2 protein-coding genes are annotated in these 2847 nt (G+C 66.8%); one reads left to right on the top strand and one right to left on the bottom strand.

What is annotated here, in order from left to right:
• Positions 1–1553 (bottom strand): phage integrase family protein (locus ACXWUF_RS21535; protein WP_458496580.1); only part of this gene is annotated, 1553 nt, incomplete at its 3' end.
• 926 nt (positions 1554–2479) lie between these two features.
• Between ACXWUF_RS21535 and ACXWUF_RS21530 the strand changes: the two genes are divergently transcribed.
• On the top strand, positions 2480–2847 hold a 368-nt coding region (locus ACXWUF_RS21530; protein WP_458496579.1), incomplete at its 3' end, for a pyridoxal-phosphate dependent enzyme.

Below are 2847 nucleotides of genomic sequence, written 5' to 3'. Positions count from 1 at the left end.
GTGTGGCGCAGCGCGTGGGTGGTGGCCCGCCGCAGCCGCTCGCCCCCCAGGGGATCGTCGATGGCCAGGGCCGCGCCCGCCGCCTCGAAGAATGACTTCAACAAATCGTGCAGCCCCGACGGGCTGTATGGCTCTTCCCGGTAGCCGCGTGCGGTGCGGACCCGGCGACGCTTGCCAATCAGCGGCAGGTCCGGGTCCAAGCCTTCCAGCGGTGCCTCGTGGCCCCGCGCCGCCAGATAGTCCCGAAGCTCCGGGATCAACGCCGTTATCGGCACCCGGTGGGGCTTGTCCCCTTTCACCCGAGCGTGCAGCCACCACTGCGGCCCGGCCCCGTCGCGGCCTTCCCGCCGCTCCAGGTCGCCAAGCGTGGCGGCGGCCAAGTTGCTGATTCTTAATCCCGTGGCGTAGGCCAGCCGCAACGCGAAGCGGGCATGGCGCGCGGCGGCGTCCGTATCCAGCCGCGATGCCACGAACCGGAACAACCAGGCCAGCTCCCGTTCGCTCAGCGCCTTGCCCACCCCCAATTCCTCCTGCCGCCGCGCCCGCCGCAATCCCGCGTAGGGCGACCAAGCCAGATAGCCCACCTCGCGCAGCCAGCCGAACAGCCCCCGCAGCACGGTCTCCGCGTGATGGGCGCTGCGCTCCGACAGGCCATCTTGGAACGGGCGCCAATCCGGCGAGTTCCGGGACGCCAGCGGTCCCACCCAGCGGGTCCGGGGCTGGGGATCGCGCAGGAAGGCCCGGTAGGCCACGGCGTCGTCCACCGTCAGGGCCGACAGCGACTTGCGCCGTTCCAGCGCGCTCCACAACAGGCAGCGCTCCGCTTCCCGTCGATAGGCCCGCCAAGTGGCGCCGTCCGTCGGCCATTGCGCCAGCCAGGACCGGACCGCCTCGTCATCCGTGGCGGCGACGATCCGCAGATGACCCGGCGGCGCCCGGTTGGCCCGGTCCCGGCCATCCAGGCCGGGCGGCAGGCGGAAGCATTCCAGCGGCGCCAAATCCGAGCTTGGCTCCCGTGGCGTCATCCCGGTGGGCGGCGGACCCAGGACTTCCGCCTCCTGAAGCGGCTCCAGGTCCGGGCTGTCGGTGAACAATTGGCGCACCAGGTCCGCCCCGGCTTCGCCCAGCCGGGGCACATCCCGCCACCAATCGGCCACGGTCCCCGCCTTCGATACCGAACCCAGCGTTCCCAATCCGGCCCGGGACAGGGGCAAGGCGACCCGTGGCGGCAGCCAGCGGTCCACCGGATCGGCCAAGCCGGGATGGGGTTCCGGCAGGCGGGTAATGGCTTCGATGGCCCGCTCGGCGGCCCGCTGCCATGGCTCGGAGGCCCGTCGCTCGCCGGTCAGGGCGTCCGCCAGGTCTGGTCGAGCGGCCCGCCGGGCGCGGCTGGACAATGTCTCGATCAGTGCCTCCACCCGGTGCTTGGCCTCGGAGGGGGGTGCGCCGGGCAGGTACAATTCGGCCAGTGTCAGGAACGGTAGGCCACGGATCCAGCCGCGCAGCAGGGCCAGTTCGTGGAGGTCGGGCAAGGTCGGCGGGTGGGCGTTCACGTCGGTGGCTGTCGGGTAAAAGTCCGGGTACGTCTAGGGGGCATGATTTTAACCGCATTGGGACATTCGCCAAGGCCGAGGCCGAGGACGAGGCGAAGGACAGCTTCACCGGAACCTTGTGGGCCTTCTCGAAGCTTTTGTCGATGTCGGTCAAGGCGTTGGTGAGGCTCGCCGCCGCGAACGCGGTGATGTCCGCCCAGACGGACGGGGACGCCAGCAGCAGTGCCAGGGCGAGACGGCGGGTGTGTTTGAGGATGCTTATAAAGACTCCCCGAGGCTTGTGTAAAAACGTCCCGGCGGGGCACGACATCGCTGAGCGATGAACGTCCAGTGGATGGATGGGCTTACTTATAGCGACCGGGGAAAACGGCGGCAATGCGTTATTAAGCAAATCAAATAACGACCTTGAGTGAATAAGGCCATGGGATGGGTGGGACCCGCGGAACTCATCGCTACGGGCCGGGTGGCATGATGGGTTCCGCGGCGCTGCGCCCATCGTATGAATCTGGCTGGCTGGATGGCGCCCAAGTTATCCACAAATTCTGTGCAAATTCCTGTGGAAAACCGGCTTAAGTCCAGCGGTGTAAGGGGGTGGGCTAAGTTGTCGAGAGATTGACCAATGGGCCGGGTTCTCGCGTGTGGCCCCTGCGGGCCATTGCGGATCGGGCTGGTTTGATGAGGACGGCGGGCGCTTGTGCTTGCGAAAGAGCCGCCCCCCATTTAATAACCATCGCGTATGGGCTGATGGCTATTCATTCTTTTGGAGAATAAAGCCCGCCTGCTACATTGCACGAATGCCGACCCTCACCAATTTCCCAACATGAGCGCTCAATTTATACTCGGAGCCGACCAGACAAGCGGGAGCCAGTGAGTTCAAAATAGAAACCGCTGGCTTTTTTTATGGCTTTATTCATCAGGAGACACACATGACCCATTGGTTCGAAGACAATTCCCTCTCCATTGGCCGGACGCCCTTGGTCAAGCTCAACCGCGTCACCGACGGCGCCCCGGCCACGGTGCTGGCGAAGATCGAGGGCCGCAACCCCGCCTATTCCGTGAAGTGCCGGATTGGCGCCGCCATGGTGTGGGACGCCGAACAGCGCGGCCTGCTGGGTCCGGGCAAGGAGCTGGTGGAACCCACCAGCGGCAACACCGGCATCGCCCTGGCCTTCGTCGCGGCGGCGCGGGGCATTCCGCTGACCTTGACCATGCCGGAGTCGGCGACGTGCTCCGCCAGCTGGAACCGCTCCGACGGGGCCTTCGCGAGCAGGCGCTCGGCGACGTGGGCCAGCCG

It is taken from the genome of Methylomagnum sp., assembly GCF_054333355.1.
The sequence above is the reverse complement of the archived record's forward strand: the minus strand, read 5'-3'. Positions and strand labels throughout refer to the sequence as shown.